At 49.9% G+C, this 23839-nt stretch carries 27 protein-coding genes; 13 read left to right on the top strand and 14 right to left on the bottom strand.

All coding sequences use genetic code 11. The features are described from left to right. Positions 1-6: 6 nt before the first annotated feature. The 4 genes from DP119_RS03880 to DP119_RS03865 all read right to left on the bottom strand — a co-directional run bounded on the left by DP119_RS03880 (position 7) and on the right by DP119_RS03865 (position 3540). The gene (locus tag DP119_RS03880) at positions 7-1296 is read right to left on the bottom strand and encodes a TRAP transporter large permease (protein ID WP_112231019.1); all 1290 of its coding nucleotides are present in this window, start codon (positions 1294-1296) and stop codon (positions 7-9) included. Next, complete coding sequence (locus tag DP119_RS03875; RefSeq protein ID WP_068869636.1) at positions 1293-1787, bottom strand: TRAP transporter small permease; 495 nt, start codon at positions 1785-1787, stop codon at positions 1293-1295. Before DP119_RS03875 ends, DP119_RS03880 begins: the two co-directional genes overlap by 4 nt. A 65-nt stretch (positions 1788-1852) precedes the next feature. Further along, positions 1853-2878: a TRAP transporter substrate-binding protein gene (locus DP119_RS03870; protein WP_112231017.1), complete on the bottom strand. Its 1026-nt coding sequence runs from the start codon at positions 2876-2878 to the stop codon at positions 1853-1855. Beyond that, on the bottom strand, positions 2875-3540 hold the full coding sequence (locus DP119_RS03865) for a GntR family transcriptional regulator (RefSeq protein WP_112231015.1): 666 nt from the start codon (positions 3538-3540) through the stop codon (positions 2875-2877). The genes DP119_RS03870 and DP119_RS03865 overlap by 4 nt, the downstream gene beginning before the upstream one ends. A 213-nt stretch (positions 3541-3753) precedes the next feature. Here DP119_RS03865 and DP119_RS03860 point away from each other — a divergent pair, with 213 nt between their 5' ends. Further along, complete coding sequence (locus tag DP119_RS03860; protein ID WP_112231012.1) at positions 3754-5130, top strand: FAD-binding oxidoreductase; 1377 nt, start codon at positions 3754-3756, stop codon at positions 5128-5130. Between the two features lie 55 nt (positions 5131-5185). Continuing rightward, positions 5186-5491 (top strand): monooxygenase, encoded by a 306-nt coding sequence (locus DP119_RS03855; RefSeq protein WP_112231010.1) that lies wholly within the window; start codon positions 5186-5188, stop codon positions 5489-5491. A gap of 113 nt (positions 5492-5604) precedes the next feature. Here the strand turns inward: DP119_RS03855 and DP119_RS03850 are convergent, their stop codons facing one another. Further along, positions 5605-6249 (bottom strand): CPBP family intramembrane glutamic endopeptidase, encoded by a 645-nt coding sequence (locus DP119_RS03850; RefSeq protein ID WP_112231008.1) that lies wholly within the window; start codon positions 6247-6249, stop codon positions 5605-5607. A gap of 223 nt (positions 6250-6472) precedes the next feature. On the opposite strand from DP119_RS03850, the gene DP119_RS03845 reads away from it, so the two are divergent. After that, positions 6473-7471: a TRM11 family SAM-dependent methyltransferase gene (locus DP119_RS03845; protein WP_112231007.1), complete on the top strand. Its 999-nt coding sequence runs from the start codon at positions 6473-6475 to the stop codon at positions 7469-7471. A gap of 84 nt (positions 7472-7555) precedes the next feature. Here DP119_RS03845 and DP119_RS03840 read toward each other — a convergent pair whose 3' ends face one another. Beyond that, entirely contained in the window at positions 7556-8401 is an 846-nt protein-coding gene (locus tag DP119_RS03840) for a LysM peptidoglycan-binding domain-containing protein (protein ID WP_112231005.1), read from the bottom strand. 485 nt (positions 8402-8886) lie between these two features. On the opposite strand from DP119_RS03840, the gene DP119_RS03835 reads away from it, so the two are divergent. Next, positions 8887-9462: a hypothetical protein gene (locus DP119_RS03835; RefSeq protein ID WP_112231003.1), complete on the top strand. Its 576-nt coding sequence runs from the start codon at positions 8887-8889 to the stop codon at positions 9460-9462. Between the two features lie 62 nt (positions 9463-9524). Here the strand turns inward: DP119_RS03835 and DP119_RS03830 are convergent, their stop codons facing one another. Both DP119_RS03830 and DP119_RS03825 read right to left on the bottom strand, forming a co-directional pair. After that, a complete protein-coding gene (locus DP119_RS03830) occupies positions 9525-9815 on the bottom strand; it encodes a hypothetical protein (RefSeq protein ID WP_112231001.1) in 291 nt (96 codons plus the stop codon). A 90-nt stretch (positions 9816-9905) separates the two neighbouring features. Then, positions 9906-10556, bottom strand: a complete 651-nt coding sequence (locus tag DP119_RS03825) for a LytTR family DNA-binding domain-containing protein (RefSeq protein WP_112231932.1) — start codon at positions 10554-10556, stop codon at positions 9906-9908. A gap of 181 nt (positions 10557-10737) precedes the next feature. Here DP119_RS03825 and aceA point away from each other — a divergent pair, with 181 nt between their 5' ends. From aceA to DP119_RS15925, 3 genes are read left to right on the top strand one after another with little or no spacing between them, the layout of a single operon-like run. Beyond that, positions 10738-12030 (top strand): isocitrate lyase, encoded by a 1293-nt coding sequence (gene aceA, locus DP119_RS03820; RefSeq protein ID WP_112230999.1) that lies wholly within the window; start codon positions 10738-10740, stop codon positions 12028-12030. A gap of 5 nt (positions 12031-12035) precedes the next feature. Next, a complete protein-coding gene (aceB, locus tag DP119_RS03815) occupies positions 12036-13628 on the top strand; it encodes a malate synthase A (protein ID WP_112230997.1) in 1593 nt (530 codons plus the stop codon). 18 nt (positions 13629-13646) lie between these two features. Next, positions 13647-13775, top strand: a complete 129-nt coding sequence (locus DP119_RS15925) for a YhfH family protein (protein ID WP_205853831.1) — start codon at positions 13647-13649, stop codon at positions 13773-13775. Positions 13776-14065: 290 nt separating this feature from the next. Here the strand turns inward: DP119_RS15925 and DP119_RS03810 are convergent, their stop codons facing one another. Next, complete coding sequence (locus DP119_RS03810) at positions 14066-14359, bottom strand: hypothetical protein (protein ID WP_112230995.1); 294 nt, start codon at positions 14357-14359, stop codon at positions 14066-14068. Positions 14360-14486: 127 nt separating this feature from the next. Here DP119_RS03810 and DP119_RS03805 point away from each other — a divergent pair, with 127 nt between their 5' ends. Then, positions 14487-15146, top strand: coding sequence for an HAD family hydrolase (locus tag DP119_RS03805; protein WP_112230993.1), 660 nt, complete (start codon positions 14487-14489; stop codon positions 15144-15146). A gap of 27 nt (positions 15147-15173) precedes the next feature. On the opposite strand, the gene DP119_RS03800 is transcribed toward DP119_RS03805, so the two are convergent. The 4 genes from DP119_RS03800 to pcp all read right to left on the bottom strand — a co-directional run bounded on the left by DP119_RS03800 (position 15174) and on the right by pcp (position 19265). Beyond that, positions 15174-16277, bottom strand: coding sequence for an ABC transporter permease (locus DP119_RS03800; RefSeq protein WP_112230991.1), 1104 nt, complete (start codon positions 16275-16277; stop codon positions 15174-15176). Next, the gene (locus DP119_RS03795; protein ID WP_112230990.1) at positions 16274-17533 is read right to left on the bottom strand and encodes an ABC transporter permease; all 1260 of its coding nucleotides are present in this window, start codon (positions 17531-17533) and stop codon (positions 16274-16276) included. The genes DP119_RS03800 and DP119_RS03795 overlap by 4 nt, the downstream gene beginning before the upstream one ends. Positions 17534-17546: 13 nt before the next feature. Then, on the bottom strand, positions 17547-18479 hold the full coding sequence (locus DP119_RS03790; protein ID WP_112230988.1) for an ABC transporter ATP-binding protein: 933 nt from the start codon (positions 18477-18479) through the stop codon (positions 17547-17549). A gap of 183 nt (positions 18480-18662) precedes the next feature. After that, positions 18663-19265, bottom strand: a complete 603-nt coding sequence (pcp, locus tag DP119_RS03785; RefSeq protein WP_112230986.1) for a pyroglutamyl-peptidase I — start codon at positions 19263-19265, stop codon at positions 18663-18665. Between the two features lie 133 nt (positions 19266-19398). On the opposite strand from pcp, the gene DP119_RS03780 reads away from it, so the two are divergent. The 4 genes from DP119_RS03780 (at position 19399) to DP119_RS03765 (ending at position 22547) form a co-directional block, all read left to right on the top strand. After that, complete coding sequence (locus DP119_RS03780) at positions 19399-20169, top strand: ABC transporter substrate-binding protein (RefSeq protein ID WP_112230984.1); 771 nt, start codon at positions 19399-19401, stop codon at positions 20167-20169. A gap of 31 nt (positions 20170-20200) precedes the next feature. Further along, positions 20201-20860, top strand: coding sequence for an amino acid ABC transporter permease (locus DP119_RS03775; RefSeq protein ID WP_101190766.1), 660 nt, complete (start codon positions 20201-20203; stop codon positions 20858-20860). Next, entirely contained in the window at positions 20853-21575 is a 723-nt protein-coding gene (locus tag DP119_RS03770; protein ID WP_112230982.1) for an amino acid ABC transporter ATP-binding protein, read from the top strand. Before DP119_RS03775 ends, DP119_RS03770 begins: the two co-directional genes overlap by 8 nt. A gap of 102 nt (positions 21576-21677) precedes the next feature. Beyond that, complete coding sequence (locus DP119_RS03765) at positions 21678-22547, top strand: hypothetical protein (RefSeq protein ID WP_112230980.1); 870 nt, start codon at positions 21678-21680, stop codon at positions 22545-22547. A gap of 51 nt (positions 22548-22598) precedes the next feature. On the opposite strand, the gene DP119_RS03760 is transcribed toward DP119_RS03765, so the two are convergent. Next, positions 22599-23366 carry a serine hydrolase gene (locus DP119_RS03760; RefSeq protein ID WP_146747858.1) on the bottom strand — a complete coding sequence of 256 codons (768 nt, stop codon included), beginning with the start codon at positions 23364-23366 and terminating at the stop codon, positions 22599-22601. A gap of 159 nt (positions 23367-23525) precedes the next feature. On the opposite strand from DP119_RS03760, the gene DP119_RS03755 reads away from it, so the two are divergent. Then, a complete protein-coding gene (locus DP119_RS03755; RefSeq protein ID WP_084632837.1) occupies positions 23526-23798 on the top strand; it encodes a hypothetical protein in 273 nt (90 codons plus the stop codon). The last annotated feature ends 41 nt before the right edge of the window (positions 23799-23839 follow it).

Here is a 23839-nt window from a genome sequence, read left to right as displayed (position 1 = left end):
TAGCCCTTATTCATAAAGACCTGGCAGCCATAGGGAGAGCTGCGGGACGAACGTGATAACCAGCAAACAGATTATCATTGTGAATAAGAATGGCAGGACCGCATAAGCGATTCGCTCGAACTTGACGCCGCCCACACTCGAAGCGACAAATAAATTGACGCCGAGTGGGGGCGTGACAAAGCCGATCGCCAAGTTCGCAACAAGCACGACGCCGAAATGGACAGGGTCCACGCCCACTTCTGTCACAATCGGAAGCAAGATTGGCGTCAGCACGACAAGCGCTGAAATCGTGTCGATAAACATGCCCACTACGAGCAATAATACATTAATTGCGAGCAGAATAACGAATGGATTGGTCGATAAAGCCGTCAAATAATCGGAAATCTCACCCGGTATTTGCTGGATGGTCATGAAATAAGCAAACGAAACCGACAATCCGATGATGATCATCGTCGTTGCATTGATGACAATCGTTTCACGGAAACTTTCATATAAGCCTGTCCATGTAAGTTCCTTATAGACGAATTTACCAATAATGATGGCATACACTACTGCGACAACTGCCGCTTCTGTCGGCGAGAACACCCCGCCGTAGATGCCGCCAAGGATAATGACCGGGATAAGCAGCGCCCATTTGGCATCCCAGAACGCTTTTCCGACATCCTTTAAATGAAACTCCGATTCTTTGCCGGGTTCCGGTTTATAGCCGCGCTTTTTCGAAATCAAATAGGCCGTCAGCATCAACGCCGCACCGACCAACAGCCCCGGCAGAATACCGGCCAAAAACATGCTGCCGACGGAGACGCTGCCGATGACCCCATACAATACGAACGGGATACTCGGCGGGATCATGACCCCGATCGACCCGGCAGACGCCGCTATGGCGGAAGCGAAACCGCCGCTGTATTTCCGTGCCACCATCGCGGGAATCATGAAGCCTCCGATCGCCGCAACGGTCGCTGGGCCGGAGCCGGAGATCGCGGCGAAGAACATGCAGGCAACGATCGTCACCATGCTGAGCCCGCCCGTCATCCAGCCGACCATCGCAGAAGCCAGGTTCAACAAGCGTTTCGAGACGCCGCCCTTGCCCATCAAGACGCCAGCAAGCATGAAGAACGGAATCGCCAGCAGCGGGAATGAATCCAGCGAAGTAAACGCTTTTTGCGTAATGATGCTCAGTGGCATCGTCGTCCCGAAATAAATGGCTGTCAGCGCCGATACGCCGAGTGCGATGGCGATCGGCACGCCAATCAATAAACAGACAAATAAAGTACCGAATAACAGGGCGATTGTCATGCCTGGACACCCCCGTCTTTATGCATTTCGTAATCACCTTTCCAGATTTGGCGCAATTGCACAATCAAACGTATGCACATCCCGATGCCGCCGATTGGAATCGCCAAGAACGGGATCCACATCGGCAACTGCATGGCAGGCGTCACTTGACCGTTGGATAAACTTTGCATGACCAGAATCGTGCCGAAATACGCCAGGAATAAAGCCATCGCAAACCAAACAGTCAAGGAAATGGTTTCCAGGATCTTTCTAGGGAGCCCTTGGAACCGTGTAATGAAAGCTTCCACACGGATATGCTCACGCAGCTTCACTGCATAGCTTGCGCCGATCCATACTTGGAAAATATGGATATAGCGCGCCATTTCTTCCGTCCAGCTCGGCGCGTTGGAGAATACATAGCGCCCGACCACCTGGCCGAAGATCAAGGCGACCATCGCAACAAGCGTCAGCACCAATAATGCTTCTTCTGCTTTCGCGAATTTCTTCATCATCAGAATCTTCCTTTCTAAAAAGAAAAACCAAGGAACCACGTCCTTGATTTTTCATCTGTCATCGCTCAGTTATTCGCCTCAAGTGCACGGTCGATCAAGTCTGCCCCGATCTGCCCTTCGTATTTTTCATAAACCGGTGCTGCCGCTTCGCGGAATGCGTCGCGCTGTTCGTCGGTCAAGTCATTGATCTGCATGCCTTCCGCTTCCAGTTGCTCCATGAACTCGGTGTCTTGCTGTTGAGCCAGTTCACGCTGTTGGTCGCGGAACTCTTCAGACGCTTCCATCAGCAACTCCTGCAAATCTTCAGGCAGGCTGTTGTAGAAATCATCGTTCATGAGAAGCGAAGTCGCTGCATAGACATGACCTGTCAACGTCAGGTAATCCTGCACTTCGTAGAATTTATTCGTGTAGTAAAGCGAAATCGGGCAATCCATTGCATCGTATGTGCCTTGCTGCAAGGCTGTGTACAATTCACCGAATGCAAATGGCGAAGCGTTGGCGCCGAATGCGTTGAATGTATCGGTATGAAGCGGGCTCTCAAGGGTACGCATCTTCAAGCCTTCCATATCCTCCGGTTTCTCGATCGGCCCCTCATTATTGGACACGTGGCGGAAGCCGTTTTCACCGAAGACAAGCCCTTTTAATCCATTGCTTTCAAGGTCAGCCATCAATTCCTGGCCCAGTTCCCCATCAAGCGCTTTGTACGCCGCTTCGTTGTTATTGAACAAGAACGGCAAATCGAATACCTGGAACTTCTCGTTGAATGACGCCATCGCAGCTACTGCCGGAATGGTCATTTCGATATTGCCGAGCTGTACCGCTTCGATCGCTTCGCGGTCAGACCCGTAAAGCTGCCCGTTCGGATACAGTTCCACTTTGATGCGCCCGTCGGATTCGGATTCCAGTTTTTCTTTAAAGTCGACTGCCGCTACATGGGATGACTGCTCTTCCGGCACCAAGTGCGCAAGGCGGATTGTATAGGTTTCGCCATCCCCGCCTTCTTCACTAGACGAACCGCTGCTGTCCGGGCGGCCGCAAGCAGCAAGGATCAATACCAGCATAAGTAAAATTAGTCCTGTAAGTTTTTTCATAGTTCCTCCTGTGAAATGTATTTCAGCAGCCTGTCCTCGATATTTTCGAGGTGGGTAGCCAATTGTTTTTTCGCCTTTCCCAAATCCCCTTGTTCCAATGCTTCTATGATGGTCCCGTGTTCCCGATGGGCGATCACTGCACTATCGAATACTTTTCTCGACAGCAGCAAAAATGCACGGCTGCCTCCTGTATTCACTGCGTGGATCAAATCACGCAAGCGTTTGTTCGGATGGTATTCATAGAACTGGTCATGGAACCATTGATCCCAATCCATGAATTCCGCAAAATCATGCGCTTGAATCGCTTCCCACTGTCGTTCATGGGCAAAACGCAATTCCTTTAAGACATGCTGTTGATCTGCTTTCGATAACCCTTCAATCCCGTAAATCTCAAGCAATCTCCTGAGCTCCATGATTTCCTTGACGTCCTGGTGGGTAAATTTGGCGACAAGCGCCGGTTTTGTTTTCCTCAACTCGATAAGCGCATCAACAGCGAGTCTTTTCAGCGCCTCACGTAAAGGCGTCCGGCTGATGCCCAGCTCTGCTGCAAGCTTTTCTTCCGGCAATTCTTCTCCAGGCTTCAACTCCCCAGTGATGATCATTCGTTTTATGGATTCATATGCCTGTTCAGCCAATGTCGGCTGCTTGACGATTTTTCTCATGATTCCTCCCTTCCCATCCAGAAATTACACAGTGTATACTGTATACAGAAAGTATAGAATAATCAATTTTGTTTGTAAACATAAATTTCAGAATAAATTCACATTTTCGACACATCATTTTCCCGTTGAAGATCCTATACTTTAAAGTCATGGTTCCACCACACGAAAAAAAGGAATGCATACTCTTGCATAAACACTAAAGGAGATGGTTGAATGTCCATTGAAACGACAGCCGGTTGGATCAAAATCTTATCAGGGAGCCTAAGGCCGGACCAATTATACACAAGTGAAGGCGAACGCTATCGCCACAGCCACGATGAATCCGACCACCTCCCTGTCGAACCCGATGCAGTGTGTTTTCCTGAAAGTACGGAAGATGTCCAGAAGGTGCTGTTGATCGCGAAAGAACATCACATCCCAGTCACGGCTTTTGGGGCGGGCTCAGGCCTAGAAGGATCCGCCATCCCGATCAGAAAAGGCATTTCGCTGAATTTTGAGCGGATGAATCAAGTGCTTCATTTTGCGCCTGAAGATTTGCTTGCAACCGTCCAGCCCGGCATCACACGCCTTGCCTTGAACCAGCGCATCAACCGCCATGGCCTGCAGTTCCCGATCGACCCAGGCGCGGATGCTTCAATCGGCGGCATGGCGGCAACCAACGCAAGCGGAACGACTGCCGTCCGCTACGGCGTCATGCGCGACCAGATCTTGGACATGGAAGTCGTTCTTGCAAACGGCAGCATCATCCATACCGGTACGAAAGCAAAGAAATCATCTTCAGGCTATTCGGTCGGCGGGCTGTTTGTCGGCTCCGAAGGAACACTCGGCATCATCACTGAAATCACTCTGAAACTCCACGCCATTCCGGAACACACCATCGCCGCATCCTGCACCTTCGATACGCCCCGTGAATGCGCGCAAGCCGCGAACAGCGTCCTGTTGATGGGCATCCCGGTGCAGCGCATGGAATTCGTCGATGCCCCGAGCATCAAAAAGGTCAATGAATACGGAGGCTATGGGCTTCCTGAAAAGCATTCACTGTTCTTTGAATTTGCCGGATTGACGCAGTCGGCCATTGAAGATGCCCGCCTTACCAAGGAACTCATGATGGACTTGGGCGCACAGAATTGGCACGTAGCTGCCGATCCTGAAGAACGCGCCAAAATCTGGAAAGCACGCCACGAGATGGCCTATGCCTACCGCCACCAGCCCGGTATTTCCGTCACCGGCGGAGATGTCTGTGTGCCGATTTCCAAATTACCGGACCTTTTGGAATACGGGCGCGAACTGATCGGGATAAGCGGATTGGAAGGCGGCCTGCTCGGCCATATCGGCGACGGCAATTTCCATACATGCATCGTTTACGACCCGGCATCTGCCAAGCAAAAACAAGCGGCTTTCGAAATCAACGACCAACTGGCATTCCGCGCCATCGAACTCGGCGGCACTTGCACAGGTGAACACGGCGTCGGCCTTGGCAAACAAAAATTCCAGGAACGCGAACATGGCGAGGCCATGGCTCTTTTCAAAAACATGAAGCACATGCTCGATCCGGACAATCTTTTGAATCCCGGGAAGATTTTTGGTTAAATTTACACTAAGCGGACCCTATCTTGAATACATGGATCAATGAGGAGGAGAAATGATGGCGTATGTCTTGCAAGTGGATTTTAAAATGGATGGGCCATTCGGAAATGAAATGGCGGAAGCCTTTTCCGATTTGGCAAAAAGCATAAACAGCGAAGAAGGCTTCATCTGGAAAATCTGGACGGAAAGCCCCGAAACAAATGAAGCAGGCGGAATTTATCTGTTCGAAACGGAAGCGGCTGCTGAAAAGTATTTGGCCATGCACACGGAACGCCTAGCAGGATTTGGCATCCCGGCAGTCAACGGCAAGGTTTTCGCTGTCAATGAAGCTTTGACAAAAATCAATAAAGGGCCGGTTGAATAAGTTTTTATCCCGTGGCCCTAAAATGCCATGCAACCGAAGTGATAAATAAAGAGAGAAAGCTCAATGCTTTCTCTCTTTTTGCAGTTATTCCAATATTTCTCTACTTAATCCAGTCAATAAAACCACAAAAAGAACACCACGGACGAGAAATTAGCCAGGAAATGGGCAATCGCGCTGACCCAGGCGTTATTTGTTTTATAGAAAACGATGCCGAATAAAACACTGTTGATGAAAACGAACATCAGGTCATAGGCAACGACAGCCGAATCACCCAAAACAGTGTGGCCCAAAGTAAAGAGCAGGGATGATAGCAGCAAGGCCGGAAGGATGGGCATCACCTTGTATAATTGTTTTTGGAAAAAAGCACGCCACGCAATTTCTTCCCCTAAAGCGAAAAAGGCCAGCTGGAAAATCAGCAGAACCAGCAAATCCCAAGTAAGAAAAGCTTCCGTTCTTGTGATGACATGCCTGAGATAATCAGGTAAAAAGAGCAGGGCAATACCGATACTGATCAAGTTCATCCCCACAGGAAGAATGATCCACAGCCATAGGCCGTTCTGTTTCAAATCCCGCCCCACATTCCGGATGTCCAAACCGCTTTCGCGCGATGGTTGTTTCTCGCGCAGCTTATTGACGAAAAAGAAAATGATGCCGATGATCACGGCGAGTCCCGCAATCGTGACGCCTGTAAAATTTGCGAACGACAAAACGGCCATAAGGATTATGCCGATCACTGGCAATAAACCGATGTTTTTCATCCCTTCACCCTTTCGACTGATCTGGAAAACGAAAATGTTTTCCGTTTTCTTCCACCCTTACCATTCGGCCCTCCCCCTCCCTATTCCTCCTTTGCCATAACGCCTCTATTGTTTCACGAACTGGCTCAGCACAGGGAGCCGGAATATCCGCTTTTATCGCTTTTGTTTCAAGGCAATTGGTATACTGTTCAAGACAAGATCCATCAAAGAAGGACGGGATGAATTGAAACCATTATCGCCAATAGGCGGATTCATTTACACATATGCCTATCATCAAGACGAAAAGGATTTATGCCAATTGGAAATGCGCGCATTCTTTGGGAAAGACAGCAACGGGAAAGTTCTCAAAAGCAGCCGCGCCATCGATCCGGGCAGGAGCCCGTTCATCAAGGAACGGATCGAGCTCTTGTTTGAAGGGACGAAATTTGCGGATATTGTGAAACAGGCTGCGGAGTTGGACATGGAAGACTCCACTTTCAAAGTGATTTTCCCGAAAATCAACGGATTGGCCGCAACCGAGCAAGTGGATTTTGAGGAAAAGCGTGACATGGAACGCCAAATCGGCTTTGTCATTAAAGGAAAAGCGGATGTCCATAATCCCGACATCATTTTCGGATTGATCCCATTTAACGGCCGCTGGCATTTCGGGACCTATCAATTAAGTGAATCGGTCTGGTTCAAACATCAGCAAAAACCACGTGAATACTCCACTGCGCTTAGCACGAAAACCGCCCGCGCCATCGCCAATATCGCCGTACCGGATCCAAAGGGAGTCAAAGCGATCGACCCTTGCTGCGGCATCGGGACGGTTCTCGTCGAAGCCTTATCGATGGGCATCGACATCGTCGGCCGTGACATCAATCCGCTCGTCGTCGACGGGTCGCGGGAAAACATAGCGCATTTCGGCCTGTCTGGATCGGTCGACTTGGGCGCCATTGCCGACATTGAAGAGCGATACGACGTCGCCATCATCGATATGCCTTACAATCTGTATACGCACGCAACGCCCGATGAACAACAGGAAATCCTGAAACATGCCTTGCCGGTCACTGAAAAACTCCTGGTTGTCACCATCGAACCGATCGACCATATGATCGAGCGAGCAGGATTCACGATAATCGACCGTTGCATCGCAAAAAAATCCTTGTTTCTGCGGGAAATTCTTGTCTGCGAGAAAACGGGGACAGCACATATTTCCAGTCAACAATACCAGCAAGCGTAAATACAAGGCACGGCCATAAAAAATCACCCGGACAATCTCGTCCGGGTGATTTTTCTCTAGGTGTTTAAATACCGATATTCATTTCTATTCCAACTCTTGCACCGCATAAGAAACCATCTCATACCGCTCCCCTACACGGACGACCGTAAATGTCAGCCTCAGATCATTGCGGTCAGCCAAATGCTGGATGGATTCATTTCCTTGGTAAAGGTTGACCGCGTAATAATCATTGCCGACTTTCACTTCGATCACTCGGCCATCTGCCAGCCCGAAAGGTTCTTCGGTCGTGATTTCGAGCACTTCGCCTGAAATTTTAAGCGGCTGGAGCACTTGTAATTCTCCGCTTGGCAAAGTGACCGTGCTGCCGAATTTGTTTCGCAAGGTGTATTTCGTATCGCCAGACTTCACGTAGTATGTTGCGGAAGTGCGATGAATCACCCCGACATCGGGATACAGCGTCAAGACTTGGCCGATCATGATCAGGTCGGAGGTTAAGTTGTTCATTCTCTTGATGCTGTCGATCGACACGCCTGTTCGTTTGGAAATGGAATACAAAGTATCCCCTTTAACCACCTGATAATTTCTTGCATCCAAGTCTTCCTGATTTCCTGACCACGGTTGGGTTTTATGCGGGATGGCAAGCTTTTGCCCAACGATGATTTTGGTGCTTGTTGTGAAGTTTGCCGCCATCAGCTGCTCGACCACCAAGCCGTATTTTTTTGCGATGCTGTAGAACGTGTCCCCTTTTTGCACAATGTAATAGCTGGCCACTTCAGTAGCCGCACTGGGCGACATGACAGGGCCTGCCGCTGCTGCAGACGAGACTAGCGCAAACGATAAGAGAACTTTGGATAACCGCTTTTTTCCTTTCGGCGTTCGAGGCTCTTTCTTTTTGGCTGGAGGGACGGGCGTCAAATGAAATTTGGTCATTTTACCTCCCTACTTTCCTGTTTAATTTTTGTTGCCATTATTCCTTAAGTACCCTTTTATCAAAATAAACAATCATTATTTTGTTACCTATAATATTTTTTCACGATTTGCCATACATAAAACAGACCCAATAATTAGCCAGTTTTTATATACTTATTGGGCGTCGCCTCTCCAATTGAATAGTCAAAATCGCATGATGGATACTTTGACTTTGCCGATATCTATGGCTATCATAAAACCATGAAATGGAGTGCAGCGGTCGAGCCATGCAACAGGTTGATTTAAATGGCGGGCATTCTTCATGCGTCGGCGTTGGTCCTATTGATAACAGATGATTTTCTTTACTTAAATATATCGGTTGAGTGAGCCAGACGATTGAGCTGGAGTAACGCCAAGAGAGTGCAAGCTTCTTTTTGGCGTTTTTATTTTGCCAATCATCCTATTTGTTTACTTTTGTTTTTACTTAAGACAGAAAGGAGAATTCGATGTTCGGCTTATCCGATTTTATTTCACTCGTTATCTCCGCTTTTATCATTTTGCCGCTGACGATTTTATTGAGGGAATCCGGTTACTTGATTGCCAGTGAACTTGTTGGAGTGAAAAATCCCAGACTGACGATTGGTTCGGGGCCGCGTGTCTTCAAAATCGGGATCGTGGATGTGCGCAAGTATTATCAATTGTATAGCTGGTTTTCTTACGATTCCTTGAAGAGGGACAGCAAAATCGCTTATATCTTCCTTTATGCCAGCCCTATCTTGATGACCCTTACGCTTGGCTTGACCCTTAATGCCCTCCTTGCCAATGGCATCCTCCAATCTTTCGTCACCTTTTGGGAACGGTTTGTTTTCTATGCATTTTTCTACTTATTGTTCGATGCAGTGCCCATGAAGACACAAGGCGGGATGCCCAATAACGGGATGATCATCTATGAAATGATCCGATACGGAAAACGAACGGATTTCAATGAAAGTCCTTTCATTCCGGCAACATCGGATATCGAGAAAGAACAGGAAGAAATCGTTGAGAAAATACATGAGCACCAAAAAGAAAATAGCGAATAAGAAAAAGCCGTTGAACTCTCTCAACGGCTTTTTTCTATAGAAGGAATCTACACCCACCAGCTTCATGAAACGGCAAGCGCGATCACGGAGACGATAATCGAGGCAATGACTGACATCGAACGTTCCCTCCGGATCAACATCGAGCCGATGCCAGAAAGGAGTGCGACCACAAAGGACGCAAGGGACATCAGCAGCAGAAACGACAAGAGCAGGTTATCGGACATCTCCCCCCCGAACGCCAGCGGCAACTCCTGGAATGCACCGGCAAGCGCGATGAGCAGTGCCAATAGCAGCGGGACGACCGTGAAGACAACAGATATATTGCCGAGCTTGGATTTAGGCCAGATTGTCATATCAGCCTCCACCTTTCCCCTCGTTTTATGTTCTGCATAGTGTATTCCACTTGCCGCCCCCACTTCCTGCCGAACGAATTGTAAAAATTGTTAAAATCCGAGGCGGCTGCGCACTTCCGCTGTGTAGTTTTGGCTGACGGGAATCGTCGAGCCGTCACGCAAAGTCAAAACATAATTCGAAGCGACGTCTTTTGCGATTTCTTCTATATAATGCACGTTGACGATAAATGAACGATGGACGGTCAGGAAATAATCGGGCAATTGTTCTTTCAGGTTCTTCAATGTATGGCCCGAACAATATGGATCTTCATCTGCATAGAACCAGGTTTTCTTTTGGCTGCTTTCGATATGGGATACTTTCTCGACGGGAATCGGCCGCCAACTGTCGTCTTGCTTGCCTGTCAAAAAGGCGAGCGGCTTTTTTCTCCCCACTACGTAATCCGGCGGCAAGGTAATGACCAGCACCGCCTCCTGGTTATCGATGGTGATCGGATAGCCGATGCCGTAATAAGCAGATCCAAGAACAGCTTCTTCGACATACATTTCGACTTTGCTGCCTTCTTTTGCGACGCGGGCGGCAATGGTGCCGGATGACACGGGCTGCCCTTCTTTAATGGAGAGATCGTGGACACCGGCTTTATAGTAGATATACTGATTTTCGGCCGCAACCGCGATCGATGCCTCTTTCGGAATCCAGTCCCCGATGATGAATCCTACCTGTTCCAATACAGTGTTTGCCATAGCCATTTCCCCTTTCAAGTCCATTCGTCCGAATATTCCGCCTCTTATCAGCCTATATCGGCTTTTGTCATTTTTTCAGGACAGGCTGAATATTCTGTTATATATTAATATACATCAAAACAAACTGTATTAATACAGTTGATACTAAAAAATATTTCTACACCGGAAAGGGATGGTTGGAATGGTAAACAAACAACAGCAAATCGAGGAATTGAACAAAGCATGGCAGGAAGATAAACGCTGGGAGAATATCGAGCGTCCATATACAGCGGAAGATGTCGTCAAGCTCCGGGGATCGGTCATGATCGAGCACACACTCGCGAAACGCGGCGCAGATCGCCTCTACCGCCAGATTAACGAAATGCCCTTCGTCAACGCTCTCGGAGCACTGACTGGCAACCAGGCAGTACAGCAAGTAAAAGCAGGGCTCCAGGCGATTTACTTGAGCGGCTGGCAAGTAGCGGCGGACGCAAACTCCGCAGGCCAGATGTATCCTGACCAAAGCTTGTACCCGGTCAACTCGGTTCCGGATGTTGTCCGCAAAATCAACCGTGCCCTTCAACGTGCAGACCAAATCGACAGTGTTGAAAACACGGAAGGCTTCGACTGGTTCGCACCGATCGTAGCGGATGCTGAGGCTGGCTTCGGCGGACCGCTCAACGTCTACGAATTGATGAAGTCGATGATCGAAGCTGGCGCAGCTGGCGTTCACTTCGAAGATCAGCTCGCTTCCGAGAAAAAATGCGGCCACCTTGGCGGTAAAGTATTGCTGCCGACTCAAAACGCAGTGAAAAACCTCGTTTCCGCAAGGCTCGCAGCTGATGTCATGGGTGTACCGACACTTATCATCGCCCGCACAGATGCAGATGCAGCGGACTTGATCACCAGCGATATCGATGAGCGCGACCACCAGTTCATCACAGGTGAACGCACACCTGAAGGCTTCTACCGTACAAATGCCGGCATCGACCAGGCTATCGCCCGTGGCCTTGCTTATGCACCATACGCTGACTTGATCTGGTGCGAAACTTCCCACCCGAACTTGGAAGAAGCACAGCAGTTTGCTGATGCGATCCATGCACAGTTCCCTGGCAAGATGCTCGCATACAACTGCTCGCCTTCATTCAACTGGGCTGCGAAGCTTGACCAGGAAACCATCGCGAAATACCAAGTTGAACTTGGCAAGATGGGCTATAAATTCCAATTCGTTACACTTGCTGGTTTCCATGCACTCAACCACAGCATGTTCGAACTTGCTTACGACTACAAGGACAACGGCATGGCCGCTTACTCGAAGTTGCAGCAAGCTGAGTTCGCTTCAGAAGAAAAAGGCTATACAGCAACGCGCCACCAGCGTGAAGTAGGTACTGGCTACTTCGATGAGATCTCGCAAATCGTCTCTGGCGGAACTAGCTCCACGACGGCGATGCAAGGCTCTACTGAAACAGAACAATTCCAGACAGTGAAAGGATGATTTGATTGCTGACGAAATCGAATGTACAGATTACAGGTGAAGCGGTTCCAGGCATGGAGGAGATCCTGACTCCCGAAGCGCTGGAGTTCATTGAAAAGCTGCACACTCGTTTCGACAAGCGTCGGATCGAACTTCTGGAAAAACGCCAGGTGCGGCAACAAGAACTCGATAGCGGCAAAAAGCTTGATTTCCTTCCTGAAACGAAAGAAATCCGTGAAGGGGACTGGAAGATCGCTCCCCTTCCGGAAGATATGAAAGACCGCCGAGTGGAAATCACCGGCCCGACCAATCGCAAAATGCTCATCAACGCGCTGAACTCCGGCGCGAAGATGTTCATGGCGGACCTCGAAGACGCGACAGCGCCAAGCTGGTACAACGTCATCGACGGACAGATCAATTTGCGCGATGCGATTCGCCGCCAAATCGATTTTACGGCCCCTGAAACCGGCAAGAACTATGCACTCAATGAAAAAACGGCCGTCTTGATGGTCCGCCCGCGCGGCTGGCACCTGCCCGAGAAGAACCTTCTCATTGACGGAAAGCCGACTTCCGGCAGCCTGGTCGATTTCGGGCTATACTTTTTCCACAATGCGAAAGAATTGATCGACCGCGGCACCGGCCCTTACTTCTATTTGCCGAAGCTTGAGAGCCATCTGGAAGCGCGCCTCTGGAACGACGTATTCATCTTTGCACAAGATGAGCTCGGCATCCCGCAAGGCACGATCCGGGCGACGGTCCTGATCGAGACGATCATGGCAGCATTCGAAATGGACGAAATCCTTTACGAACTGCGCGGCCATTCAGCCGGCCTCAACTGCGGCCGCTGGGATTACATCTTCTCTGTCATCAAACGGATGCGCAACAACCCGGAATACATCTTCCCGGACCGCTCCCAGGTGACCATGACGGTTCCATTCATGAAGGCGTACACATCCCTGTGCATCAAAACCTGCCACAGACGGGGCGCTCCGGCGATGGGCGGCATGGCTGCCCAGATTCCGGTCAAAGGGGATGACGAAGCCAATACGGCAGCATTCAACAAAGTTGCCGAAGACAAGCGCCGCGAAGTGACGGACGGCCATGACGGCACGTGGGTCGCCCACCCTGGCATGGTACAGACGGCGATGGAGCAATTCGACAAGTACATGCCGACACCGAACCAGATCGACAAACAGCGCGACGATGTCCACGTGACAGCGGAGCAATTAGTGGAAGTACCGGAAGGCTCGATCACTGAACAAGGCCTCCGCTCCAATATCTCGGTCGGCATCCAGTATATCGCCTCTTGGCTCTCCGGAAACGGGGCTGCACCGATCAATAATTTGATGGAAGATGCAGCGACAGCGGAAATTTCCCGCTCCCAAGTGTGGCAATGGATCCGCCATCCGAAAGGCGTTCTGAAAGATGGCCGCAACGTCGACGTCAGCTTGTTCCACGAAGTCATCGAAGAAGAAGATGCCTTGATCAAACAAGCCGTCGGCGAAGAGCGCTATAACACCGGACACTACGCGGAAGCCCGCGAGTTGTTTACAAGTCTCACGTTGCAAAGTGATTTTGCTGAATTCTTGACGCTGCCAGGGTACGAAAAACTAACCTAACAACTGGAGGAGATCACTATGAAAAACATGCAAAAATTTGAGACGCGTACACGCAAAGAATGCCGGGAATGCGGTTGTGAAATCAAGGAACGCCGCGAATCGATCATCTACGAATGCGAACGCTGCATCGCGAATAAAGACGAATAGACAATAAAGAAGGGAGATCCGATTTCGGATCTCCCTTTTCTAGCTTGTGCAGAAAGGTAAGCAGTCGTATTTTCCGAAGCTTATCGCTCGCTTTCCGTGGGCTCGCGCCCAAGCCTCCTCAGCCGCTGCGCGTCTTGCTGGGTCTCGGTCGTCTCGCTGATCCACCGGAGTCGAGCAAACGCTTCTCCAAATACTAAGCTAGATTATTGAATTTTAATTGTTAAAAAGAAATCACTTTATTAAAAGCATAGTAGATTTCATACTTATTCAACACTTTGAAAAAAGAGAGATCATTCCTGGTTTGATGCTTCAATGCGGTAGCTTTCATCAGCTTCGATAGCGTTGAAAATATTGATATAACGCATGCCTTGCTGAGCAGGTTCTTCCGGCGCTTCCTCTTCATCGAGCACTTCCTTGAGCGGCTGCTTGACCGGCTCTTCGACAGTCGCATCGTAGTCTTCCATCAAACTCTGGAGTTCCCCATAGGAATCGATGCCCCTCGATTTTTTCACTTGTTCAAACAGGCGGTCCGATTCGTCTTGCGTCAATTCCACGTAACCGACCGTGATTCGTTGTTTTGCCATGTCTACCCCTCCAGCTTCATTGTTTCTTTTCCATACCCTTGCGAAGAAAACGTCTAAACATGCTTGGTGAAAACTGGAGATTTCCGCTATGATGGAAACAGCAGGAAAATGAGAGTGGAGGGATTATATGCGCGTCGCCATATTCGATTTCGATGGCACTTTATATGCAAAAGAAACATTTCAATTGATGATGGACCATTTGAAGAACCACCCGGTCCATAGCCGCAGATACCGTAAATTCTACCGGGCCATCATGCCGCCTTATATCGGCCACAAACTGAAGATCTACCCGGAAGCCAAAATGCGGGCCCGTTCCGTCCAGGCATACTTGGCCGCACTCGAGACCTTTTCAAAACAGGAACTGGAAGATTATTTCGGTGAAATCGCAGAGCTCATGCACGATGATTTCAACCATGAAGTCGTCGAGCGCCTGAAGCGACATGTGTCCAATGAAGATTATTGCATGCTCGTCTCGGGCGCATTCACGCCGCTCTTGCATGCCGTGACGAAGGAATTGCCGATCAAGAAAATCATCGGCACGGAAGTCCCTTATGAAGCGGACATTCTCGACCATAAAACACCGGTCGTCCATATCCAGGGGCCATTGAAAACCGAGAAAATCCTGGAAGCGCTCGGTGATGCAGCGGTCGATTGGAAAAACAGCTATGCCTACGGCGACAGCCTGTCAGATGTTCCGGTCCTCGAACTGGTCGGCCATCCCGTCGCCGTACGCCCCGAACCGCGCCTGCGAACACTCGCCTCTGAACGCAATTGGGAAATTATCTAAAAAGAACCGCAGCTGCGGTTCTTTTTATTATGAAGCGCTGCGCCATTCCATCAAACGAATGGCAATCGCCATGCAGATGCTGCCGAAACCAAGCAGCAGCAATAATGGAATCGCGACTGCCTGCAGGCCGTTTCCATAGACGGCGACACTCGTTAACGCCTGCAAGCCGTATGTGATGGGCAGCACTTTCGAGACCGCAAGCAGGATTTCATTGGTCACCAGCTCAATCGGCCAGAATGCCCCGCCCACCATCGCCATTCCCGTCGCGACAATCGGAATGACAGCACCAAGCTGTTGCGGTTTGGTGATGAGCGAGATGATCAACAGCCCAAGCGCAACAATGGAAAATGTATAACACGCCGCGATGGCGACCAATAGCCAGAACCGGTCTCCCAGCTCAAAGCCGAACGCAAAGCGGAACAACAGGAAAATAAGGGTAATCTGGGAAAACCCGATCAAAAAACTATAGCCGAGATGTCCAAGGTACACTTGCCATTTCCGGACCGGCGAAATGATCATCCGGCTCCAGGTACCCGCCCTCTTTTCATCGACGATGCGCACCAAGCTGAACATGATTGTATAGATGACAAAAAACAAGGTCATGCCAAACAATAGCTGAAGCTGCCCGTTGTATTGAAAACTGTCATCCGCTCCTTGCAGCGATTCAACCGATAGCGTTAGCGCCGGGCCAGACAACGCCGATTCCATTTCCGCCCTGATACCTGGCGTTGTTTGTTCCGCATTTTCGAGACGCATTTCTTCTGAATAGATGCGGCGCAGGAACGAATCCAAGGCAAAACGCGCGGGATCTTCCCTGCCGACAAGCAACCGGTAATCCGCTTCAAGCAAATTGACCGCTTGGGAGACGTCTCCTTCCGCTACATACGAACGGGCTTCGGATTCGGGCATTAATTCGAACTGGAATTGCTCTTCACTGTTCAAGCGCTCCAGCCAAGTTTGCGCTTGCAGCTCACTCATCGATCCATCCGCATAGACAGGAATCAGTTGCGGCCCGCTTTGCTCGCCCGCCGCTGTGACGGAGACGAAAATGACAGTCAGCCCGAACATCGCCAACACGAGCAGGGGTTTTCGGTAAAAACGGCGCCATTGCAGCAAAAATACAGCTTTCATGCCGCTCCCCCCTTTCTCGGAAATATGGCGAGTGCCAATAGCAAAAAGATTACTGCCACAGCTGCAATCCGCAGAAGCGGGCCCGCCAACTGGCTGAGTTCAGGTTCCAATAGCCAGGAAAAATAGGCGGACAGTGCCGCTCCGTTCGGGGTCCAATTGCCGATCGCCCGCAGCAGTTCCGGCATGCCATCAAGCGGCATAAAGCTGCCGCCGACAAACGCCATCAGTGAAATGACGCCGCCGGAGAAAATCGCCGGCACGGCATCGCTTTCAAGTCTCAAGGTTATAGCGACCATCAGGGCTGCGAGGCAACCGACCGATAATGCCAGTACGATGGAAATGATGGCGATCCCCGACCAAAAAGCCCAAGAATCCGCTGCAAATGTCTGGAACAACAACGCCGACAACCCGAACAATAAAATAAGCTGCACCGAGACAATTGCCGCTGCAGCGATGGCCTTGCTGCTCAAATACAGCAGCGGCGGCCGGTTCGACAAACGGATCCGGTCGAAAACCATCTGCTTTTGTTCAAGATTTGCCTGTCGGGCAATTGTGGACCCGACAAACAACACAAACATGACGGCCATGCCGATCGTATAGTATTGAAACGAAGTGATCGGCTGACGTGCAGTGATCGTTTCAATGCCGCCAGACACTTCCGTTGCCGATTGTTGTCCCGACAGCCTGGAAATCGATGCTTCAAAATTTACGGTGCGCACAAATTCGTTGAGGATGGACTTGAGAACATCTGTTTGTGGAGATGATAAATCCGCTACCAGCAATTCCAGTTCGCCGCTTTTGCTTTCGCCAAACAGCATATTTCTCAGGGAATCTTCTGTAAACCCTTGCGGCAAGGTAATGACCGCATCCACCGTTTCTTCATCCAGGCTTTCTTGCGCCTCTGCCCGGCTCATCCGTTCAATCGTTACCAATTCGCTCAAACTCTCATCTTCCAGAAGGGAGACGAGCATCGTTTGCGGACTGGCCGATTCAGCCGCCTGTTTCAGCGCTTGTGTTTCTCCAGGCGGCAGCCCCATTTCCTCGATTTCGTTTTGAAGCGATGCCACTGCCTGCGCTTCGTCCCCTTGTGATACAAGCGCAATGTCCATTTCCAAAGCTTCCAAATCCCCTGAAAAAATGCCGCGCAGTGAAAAGCCGAGAATCGCAATGAGTAAAAAAGGCATCGCTAAAAGTATCAATAGTTCGGAACGGTCGCGGAGCAATAACATGATGTCTTTTATTAGAAAAGCGCCCATAAAGCTCCCCTCCTCAGTCCCTTAATTTGCGCCCGGTAAGCCGCAGGAATACATCTTCAAGGGTCGGCGTCTGGACATTGACGTTGACCACTTGGGCCCCGTAGCGTTCCGCTTCGTGGAACAAAGCTGCAAGCAATCTTGTTCCTTTCGGGATGATCAGCTTCAAGCTATGCTCCTCTGCTGCCGCATGCTGCACTCCCTCTATTTCGCTGAGTTTCGCGAAAAGCTCCGGATAATTTTGGTCGAAATCGATCAACACCGTTTCCTGATCCGACAAAATCGCTTTGAGCTCTTCTTTCGTCCCTTCGGCGATGACTTTGCCGTGGTCCATGATATAAACCCGGTCACAGAGCTTTTCGACTTCTTCCATATAATGGCTTGTATACAGGACCGTCATTCCTTCCTCCCGGTTGAGCTTGCGGATGGTTTCGAGCAAATGGTTGCGCGATTGCGGGTCGATGCCGACAGTCGGTTCGTCCATGATGAGCACTTCCGGTTCGTGCATCATCGCTGCTGCCAGATTGATCCTCCGCTGCATGCCTCCTGAATAATTCTTGACCAGCTCTTTTTTCCGGTCTGCCAAACCGACGAGTTCGACTACATAATCGATGCGCTGTTCGAGTTTTTTTCCCGACAATCCGTATAGCCGGCCGAAGAACTTCAAGTTCTCATAAGCGCTCAACTCTTCGTATAAGGCGATTTTTTGCGGCACGACGCCAAGCACACGGCGCATGTCACCCGGCTTCTTCAATACACTCTCGCCATTCAGCCTGACATCGCCCGAGCTCGGCTTCATCAACGTGGAGATCATGGCGATTGCCGTGGACTTCCCCGCACCGTTCGGCCCCAATAGACCGACCGATTCCCCTTGCCTGAGCACCAAACTCACGTCATCGACCGCAATGGTGTCTTTGAACTTTTTTGTCAGCTGCTCCGTTTCAAGCATAAGGCACCTCCTATCCTAAAACTCTTGATAAATCCATCCTACTGCAATTCACAAAAAATGCCATTATATTCTATAGGAATATTCACTCTTTTTCTGTGAACTTCTTATTCTACCCATGTTTACAAATAAAAAAAGACAGAGCGCAAAGGCTCTGTCTTTTCGATTTTCATTTTCTATTTAACTTTAATCCATCGTTTCCAAGCAAATCCGCACACCGCGTAAAAGGTCTTCATGGGACCAACTCGGAAGTTTTCCGTGTTCGATCGCCAATTGGTGGTCCGCCGGGATATGGATAAAGCCAGACGGCATGTCCAACTCGTTCACGGCGGCGTAATGAAGCCCTTCATACATAATATTATTGCATAGATATGCACCAGCAGTATTGGAGATTTCCGCCGGGAGCCCTTCCTGAAGCAATGCTTGCGTCATTTTGCGCACCGGCAAAGTCGACAGATAAGCAGCGGGCCCTTGCGCAGAAATCGGTTCATCAATCGGCTGGTAGCCTTCGTTATCCGCATCTCCATCTTTCACATTAAGTGCGACACGCTCAGGTGTAATCTTGTAGCGGCCAGCTGCAAGCCCCAAAGAAACGACTGCATCAGGCTTCAACTCATCGATCCATTGCACTATCAGTTCACCTGAATGATTAAAATCGACCGGCAAGATGCGGCTGATGATGCGGTATCCGCCAATCTGTTCGCCGTCCAATTTCTCCGCAATTCTCATCGTTGGATTGACCGTGTATTCCAAGAAAGGTTCGAATCCTGTCAAAAGCAAAGTTTTCATCATTTCACACTCCAATTTTCTGAACTATTTGAATTAATAATTATTCATAAATATGTATAAAAACTCTTTCGCTTGTCATGTCGTCGTGTTAAGATTCATTTTATCGAATAAACATACAACGGAGGGAATTATTATGAAAAAATCATACTTACTTGCAGGCGGCGTTTCTGCACTGCTATTGACAGCTTGCGGCCAGGAAGACACAGCGACTGGAGCTGCCGAACAAAAAGAGGTATTGGAAATGGGTACATCCGCTGAGTTCGCGCCTTTTGAATCACGCAACCCACAAGGCGACATCGTCGGTTTTGATATCGACCTTGCTAATTATATCGCAGGTGAACTGGGGGTTGAACTGAAAATCACGGACATGAAATTCGACGGCTTGATCGGCGCTTTGCAAAATGACCGTGTCGACCTGGTATTGGCTGGCATGTCCGCGACGGATGCCCGTAAGGAAAACGTCGACTTCTCCACTGAATACAACCATTCCGGCGAAATGTTCGTCTCCCAAAAAGGATCCGGGCTCACAACACTTGAAGACCTCGAAGGATTGACGGTCGGCGTTCAGCTCGGCACGATCCAGGAAGAAGGCGCGAAGAGCATCATTGAAGACGAAGGCATCGATTTCGAATTGAAGGCGCTCGACGATTCCGGTGCATTGATCCAGGAAATCCTCTCGGGCCGCATCGATGCCGCTTATATGGATAAGCAAGTCGCACTGGGCTATATCGAAGCACAAGGGCTCGATGCATTCGATGACCCGACCACCGCTTCTCCTGGCATGGCCGTTGCATTCCCGAAAGGCAGCGATTTGGTAGAAGACGTCAACCAAGTGCTCGCCGAGATGGAAGAAAACGGCAAGCTCGATGAACTGAAAGAGAAATGGCTCACGGACGAGCAGTAAAATTCGCCTTTAGAAAAGAGTTGGAACTGTCATGAATCTAGATTTTTCACAAATTGTCCCGTATATCCCCTTCATGCTCGAAGGAATTTGGGTGACCTTGAAATTCGTCTTTTTCGCGATCATCCTCGGCTCCATTCTCGGAACGGTGCTGGCGCTGTTTAAGATCGGTTCGGCAAAGCCGCTTCGATGGTTCGCCGATGCTTACACGTCTATTTTTCGCGGAACGCCGCTCATCTTGCAACTGATGATCATCTATTATTCCATCCCGCAATTGACCGGCTATGACATCTCGCCGTTCCTGTCCGCGATTCTCGCGTTCGGCTTGAATTCATCCGCCTATATTTCGGAAATCATCCGTGCCGGCATCCAAGCCGTCGACAAAGGCCAGCTGGAAGCAGCACAGGCCCTCGGCGTCCCGTACGGCGCGATGATGAAAGACATCATCTTGCCGCAGGCGCTGAAGAATATCCTGCCTGCCTTGATGAATGAATTCATCACCTTAACGAAAGAATCCGCCATCGTCTCGACGATCGGCTATCTGGATTTGATGCGCCGTGCCCAAGTGGTCGGGGCAGACTTGTTCCGCAATTTTGAGCCGCTATTGTTTGTGGGCCTGATCTATTGGTGCCTGGTCATGGGCTTAACGGTAATCGGACGCATGGTCGAAAGGAGATTGAAGCTTAGTGATTGATGTACAAGCCTTATCGAAAAAATTCGGGGACAACCTCGTATTGAGCGATATTTCCACCAACATCCAAAAAGGCGAAGTCGTCGCGATCATCGGCCCGTCCGGTTCCGGCAAATCGACATTCCTGCGCTGCTTGAATTTACTGGAGACACCCACTTCCGGCGCGATTGAAATCAGCGGCAAGAACTTGACCGCTTCTAGAAAAGAAATCCATAAAATCCGCCAACAGATCGGCATGGTATTCCAGCATTTCCACTTGTTTCCCCATATGACAGTACTGGAGAATTTGATGTATGCCCCGCTGAAAGCGAAAGGCGTCAAAAAATACGACGCTGAAGAGAAAGCACGCCAATTGCTCGACCGCGTCGGCCTGGCGCAAAAAGCCGCTGCCTACCCGAACAGCTTATCCGGCGGCCAAAAGCAGCGTGTCGCGATTGCGCGCGCACTCGCCATGGAACCGGAACTCATGCTGTTCGACGAACCGACCTCTGCACTCGATCCGGAAATGGTCAAGGAAGTGCTGGAGGTCATGAAAGATCTTGCAAAATCCGGCATGACGATGGTCATCGTGACGCATGAGATGGGTTTTGCCCGGGAAGTCGCAGACCGCGTCTTGTTTTTGGATCATGGTATCCTCGTTGAGGAAGGCGAACCAGAAAGCTTTTTCAAGAATCCGGCAAGCGCACGCGCACGCGACTTCCTGGATAAAGTGCTTTAATTGAAAACGTTCATGTGATGCTCAAAACTCTCCCCGTTTTTCGGCCTGTCCCCGTGCTATAATCGGTAGTGCAGGAAATACCCGAAATTTGAGGTGGAAATTTTGTTCAGAAAGACTGTCATACTGATTATTACTTTGTTTTTCATGGCGCTGATCATCTTCACAGCGGTCATGTTCTTGAAAAATGAGGAAACGCTTTATACCCACGAAGACGTTGAACTCAGCATCGACAAGCCGACCTTCATCACGCTTGGCGAAGCACAAACGGAAACGGATGGAAATGCCACAACCATGGTCTACCCGCTGACCTTCCTGACCCTGTCGGTCGGCTCGCTAAGCATCACAGAGGAAACCTTGCCAAACGGAGATGTCTTCCTCTTCGATACAGCCGAAAACACCGGCTGGATGCCATTTACGTTTTCGATGAACCGCAGTGGCATGGCCGATGCTGAAGTGACACGCTGGAACGAGGAGCCGATGTTGCAGCAAGAGGAAGCGACCTTCGGCACCGATGCGACGCGCAATCCATTCGGTGTCATCCGCAGTGCAGACACTGAAACGCTGCAAGGCAATATTTATGTTTCCCGTGGCTTGTCGCTCGGAAACGGCGAACGTGTACAGGAACTGCGCCATGAGATTTACGATTTCCCTATCGAAGAAGGCGTGATGGAAAAGAGCTTATGGCTCCCGCCGAAACACCAAAGCGAAAGCTGGATGCTCATTTCAAGCGAAGCGCTGTTCGATTCAGCTGATACCGAGACTGAATGGGCGCAATTCGCCAATGCCAATCGCCGCGCGCAATTCAATTGGCTGACGCCGGATGGCCCGCGCCAAAAGATGGCATTGACGGATGACTTGCGGACCGAGCTTGCTTACACGATTCCGGAACAAGCGGAATCGGCCTATCCTGAATGGTTCGAAGAAACGTCTTCGCGCTTTTTTGAATCGATGGAACAATATTTAGCTGAATAACCTTAAATCCCCCTCGCCTCGAAATTGGCCAGGGGGATTTTTTAAAATACCTTAAGTGACCGATTCCATCTGTTGATGGATTAAGAGCCCAATGGTCGCGATCAAATGATGGGCTTCCAGTGGATTTCTCGCCCCTTCCACGAAAACCGCAGCGATGGCGAATTTTTCTCCGTTCCCAAAAACCCCGACATCCGCCTGCAGGCCAGCCAGTTCACCGGCTTTGCCATAAAACTCCACTTCATCTTCCTCGATCGCCGCAGTCAGCTTGCGGCTTTGCTGATTGCCCAATATTTCCATGGCCCGTTTTCGCTCCTGTTCCGGCAAAACGCCCGGCATGGCAAACGATTCCATTAAACGGATCATATCACCTGCGGAGGTCCGGTTATCGATCCCGTGTTCAACCGCTTCGAAATCCATGAAGCGGCGATCGATTTTCGTATTGTGCAAGCCAAGGTCGCTGCACGCCTTATTGACGGTTTCTTTCCCGAGCAGTTCCAGCACCGCATTTGAAGCGGCATTATCGGAAACGATGATCATCAAGGCCAATACATCCCATAAGGCTAATTCTCTAAGTGATGGCAGATGGTCCAGTACGCCTGCGCCTCCGGCCGGTTTGTCTCCGAACGCAATTTTCTGGCCGCCCGACAGCGTGCCATTTGCGATTTGCCGGCACGCTTCGAATAACAGGGCCAATTTAATCGTGCTCGCTGCGCGCATCGGGGCCCCACTATTGATATACACTCGGCTTGACCGGAATTCAATTGCCACACTGACGCGGGCTGAAGATCTGCCAATCAGTTGTTTTATCGCATTCTCCACTGCTGCCACACACCTTTCCTTGATGATTCAATTCGGCAAAAATCGGGCCAATCCTTTAAATCAAATTAATATCAAAAAGACAGAATACTCTGTATAATAAAATATGAACATAGAGATGGTCCGTCGTTCTTGCGATTTTTAAAGAAGGAGGATATCGTCATGGAACGCAAATGGGTGGAACGGAAAGAAGTTGAATTGCGGCTCGATGAAGAGTTCAATGCGATTCTGAACATGATTGGCGAAGGCGGCCCGGACTATGCAAGAATCGACGAAGACATGGAACCGAAGGAATTGAGGGATTGGCTTGCTGAAGAATTCGATTCGATCTTGAATATGATCGGCGAAGGCGGCCCGGACTATGCAAGGAACGATGAAGATATCGAAATGCAAATCATGAAGCACGACGAGGCCAAATCCCAAGACCTTCACTGATTGCTCCCCCTTCTTAACCGGAGGGGATTTTCTATTAAAAA

This window comes from Planococcus maitriensis (assembly GCF_003289925.1).
In the GTDB taxonomy this organism is placed as follows: Bacteria; Bacillota; Bacilli; order Bacillales_A; family Planococcaceae; genus Planococcus; species Planococcus maitriensis.
This window is presented reverse-complemented; position numbering and strand designations above follow the sequence as displayed.

Coding starts and splice junctions, on each gene's coding strand:
- DP119_RS15925 (WP_205853831.1), top strand. CDS start 13,647: ATGAAAAACATGCAAAAATTTGAGACGCGTACACGCAAAGAATGCCGG.
- DP119_RS03780 (WP_112230984.1), top strand. CDS start 19,399: ATGAAAAAATCATACTTACTTGCAGGCGGCGTTTCTGCACTGCTATTG.
- DP119_RS03835 (WP_112231003.1), top strand. CDS start 8,887: ATGTTCGGCTTATCCGATTTTATTTCACTCGTTATCTCCGCTTTTATC.
- DP119_RS03800 (WP_112230991.1), bottom strand. CDS start 16,277: ATGAAAGCTGTATTTTTGCTGCAATGGCGCCGTTTTTACCGAAAACCC.
- DP119_RS03795 (WP_112230990.1), bottom strand. CDS start 17,533: ATGGGCGCTTTTCTAATAAAAGACATCATGTTATTGCTCCGCGACCGT.
- aceA (WP_112230999.1), top strand. CDS start 10,738: ATGGTAAACAAACAACAGCAAATCGAGGAATTGAACAAAGCATGGCAG.
- DP119_RS03860 (WP_112231012.1), top strand. CDS start 3,754: ATGTCCATTGAAACGACAGCCGGTTGGATCAAAATCTTATCAGGGAGC.
- DP119_RS03855 (WP_112231010.1), top strand. CDS start 5,186: ATGGCGTATGTCTTGCAAGTGGATTTTAAAATGGATGGGCCATTCGGA.
- pcp (WP_112230986.1), bottom strand. CDS start 19,265: ATGAAAACTTTGCTTTTGACAGGATTCGAACCTTTCTTGGAATACACG.
- DP119_RS03850 (WP_112231008.1), bottom strand. CDS start 6,249: ATGAAAAACATCGGTTTATTGCCAGTGATCGGCATAATCCTTATGGCC.
- DP119_RS03875 (WP_068869636.1), bottom strand. CDS start 1,787: ATGATGAAGAAATTCGCGAAAGCAGAAGAAGCATTATTGGTGCTGACG.
- DP119_RS03870 (WP_112231017.1), bottom strand. CDS start 2,878: ATGAAAAAACTTACAGGACTAATTTTACTTATGCTGGTATTGATCCTT.
- DP119_RS03880 (WP_112231019.1), bottom strand. CDS start 1,296: ATGACAATCGCCCTGTTATTCGGTACTTTATTTGTCTGTTTATTGATT.
- DP119_RS03825 (WP_112231932.1), bottom strand. CDS start 10,556: ATGGCAAACACTGTATTGGAACAGGTAGGATTCATCATCGGGGACTGG.
- DP119_RS03775 (WP_101190766.1), top strand. CDS start 20,201: ATGAATCTAGATTTTTCACAAATTGTCCCGTATATCCCCTTCATGCTC.
- DP119_RS03840 (WP_112231005.1), bottom strand. CDS start 8,401: ATGACCAAATTTCATTTGACGCCCGTCCCTCCAGCCAAAAAGAAAGAG.
- DP119_RS03830 (WP_112231001.1), bottom strand. CDS start 9,815: ATGACAATCTGGCCTAAATCCAAGCTCGGCAATATATCTGTTGTCTTC.
- DP119_RS03755 (WP_084632837.1), top strand. CDS start 23,526: ATGGAACGCAAATGGGTGGAACGGAAAGAAGTTGAATTGCGGCTCGAT.
- DP119_RS03865 (WP_112231015.1), bottom strand. CDS start 3,540: ATGAGAAAAATCGTCAAGCAGCCGACATTGGCTGAACAGGCATATGAA.
- DP119_RS03805 (WP_112230993.1), top strand. CDS start 14,487: ATGCGCGTCGCCATATTCGATTTCGATGGCACTTTATATGCAAAAGAA.
- DP119_RS03810 (WP_112230995.1), bottom strand. CDS start 14,359: ATGGCAAAACAACGAATCACGGTCGGTTACGTGGAATTGACGCAAGAC.
- DP119_RS03790 (WP_112230988.1), bottom strand. CDS start 18,479: ATGCTTGAAACGGAGCAGCTGACAAAAAAGTTCAAAGACACCATTGCG.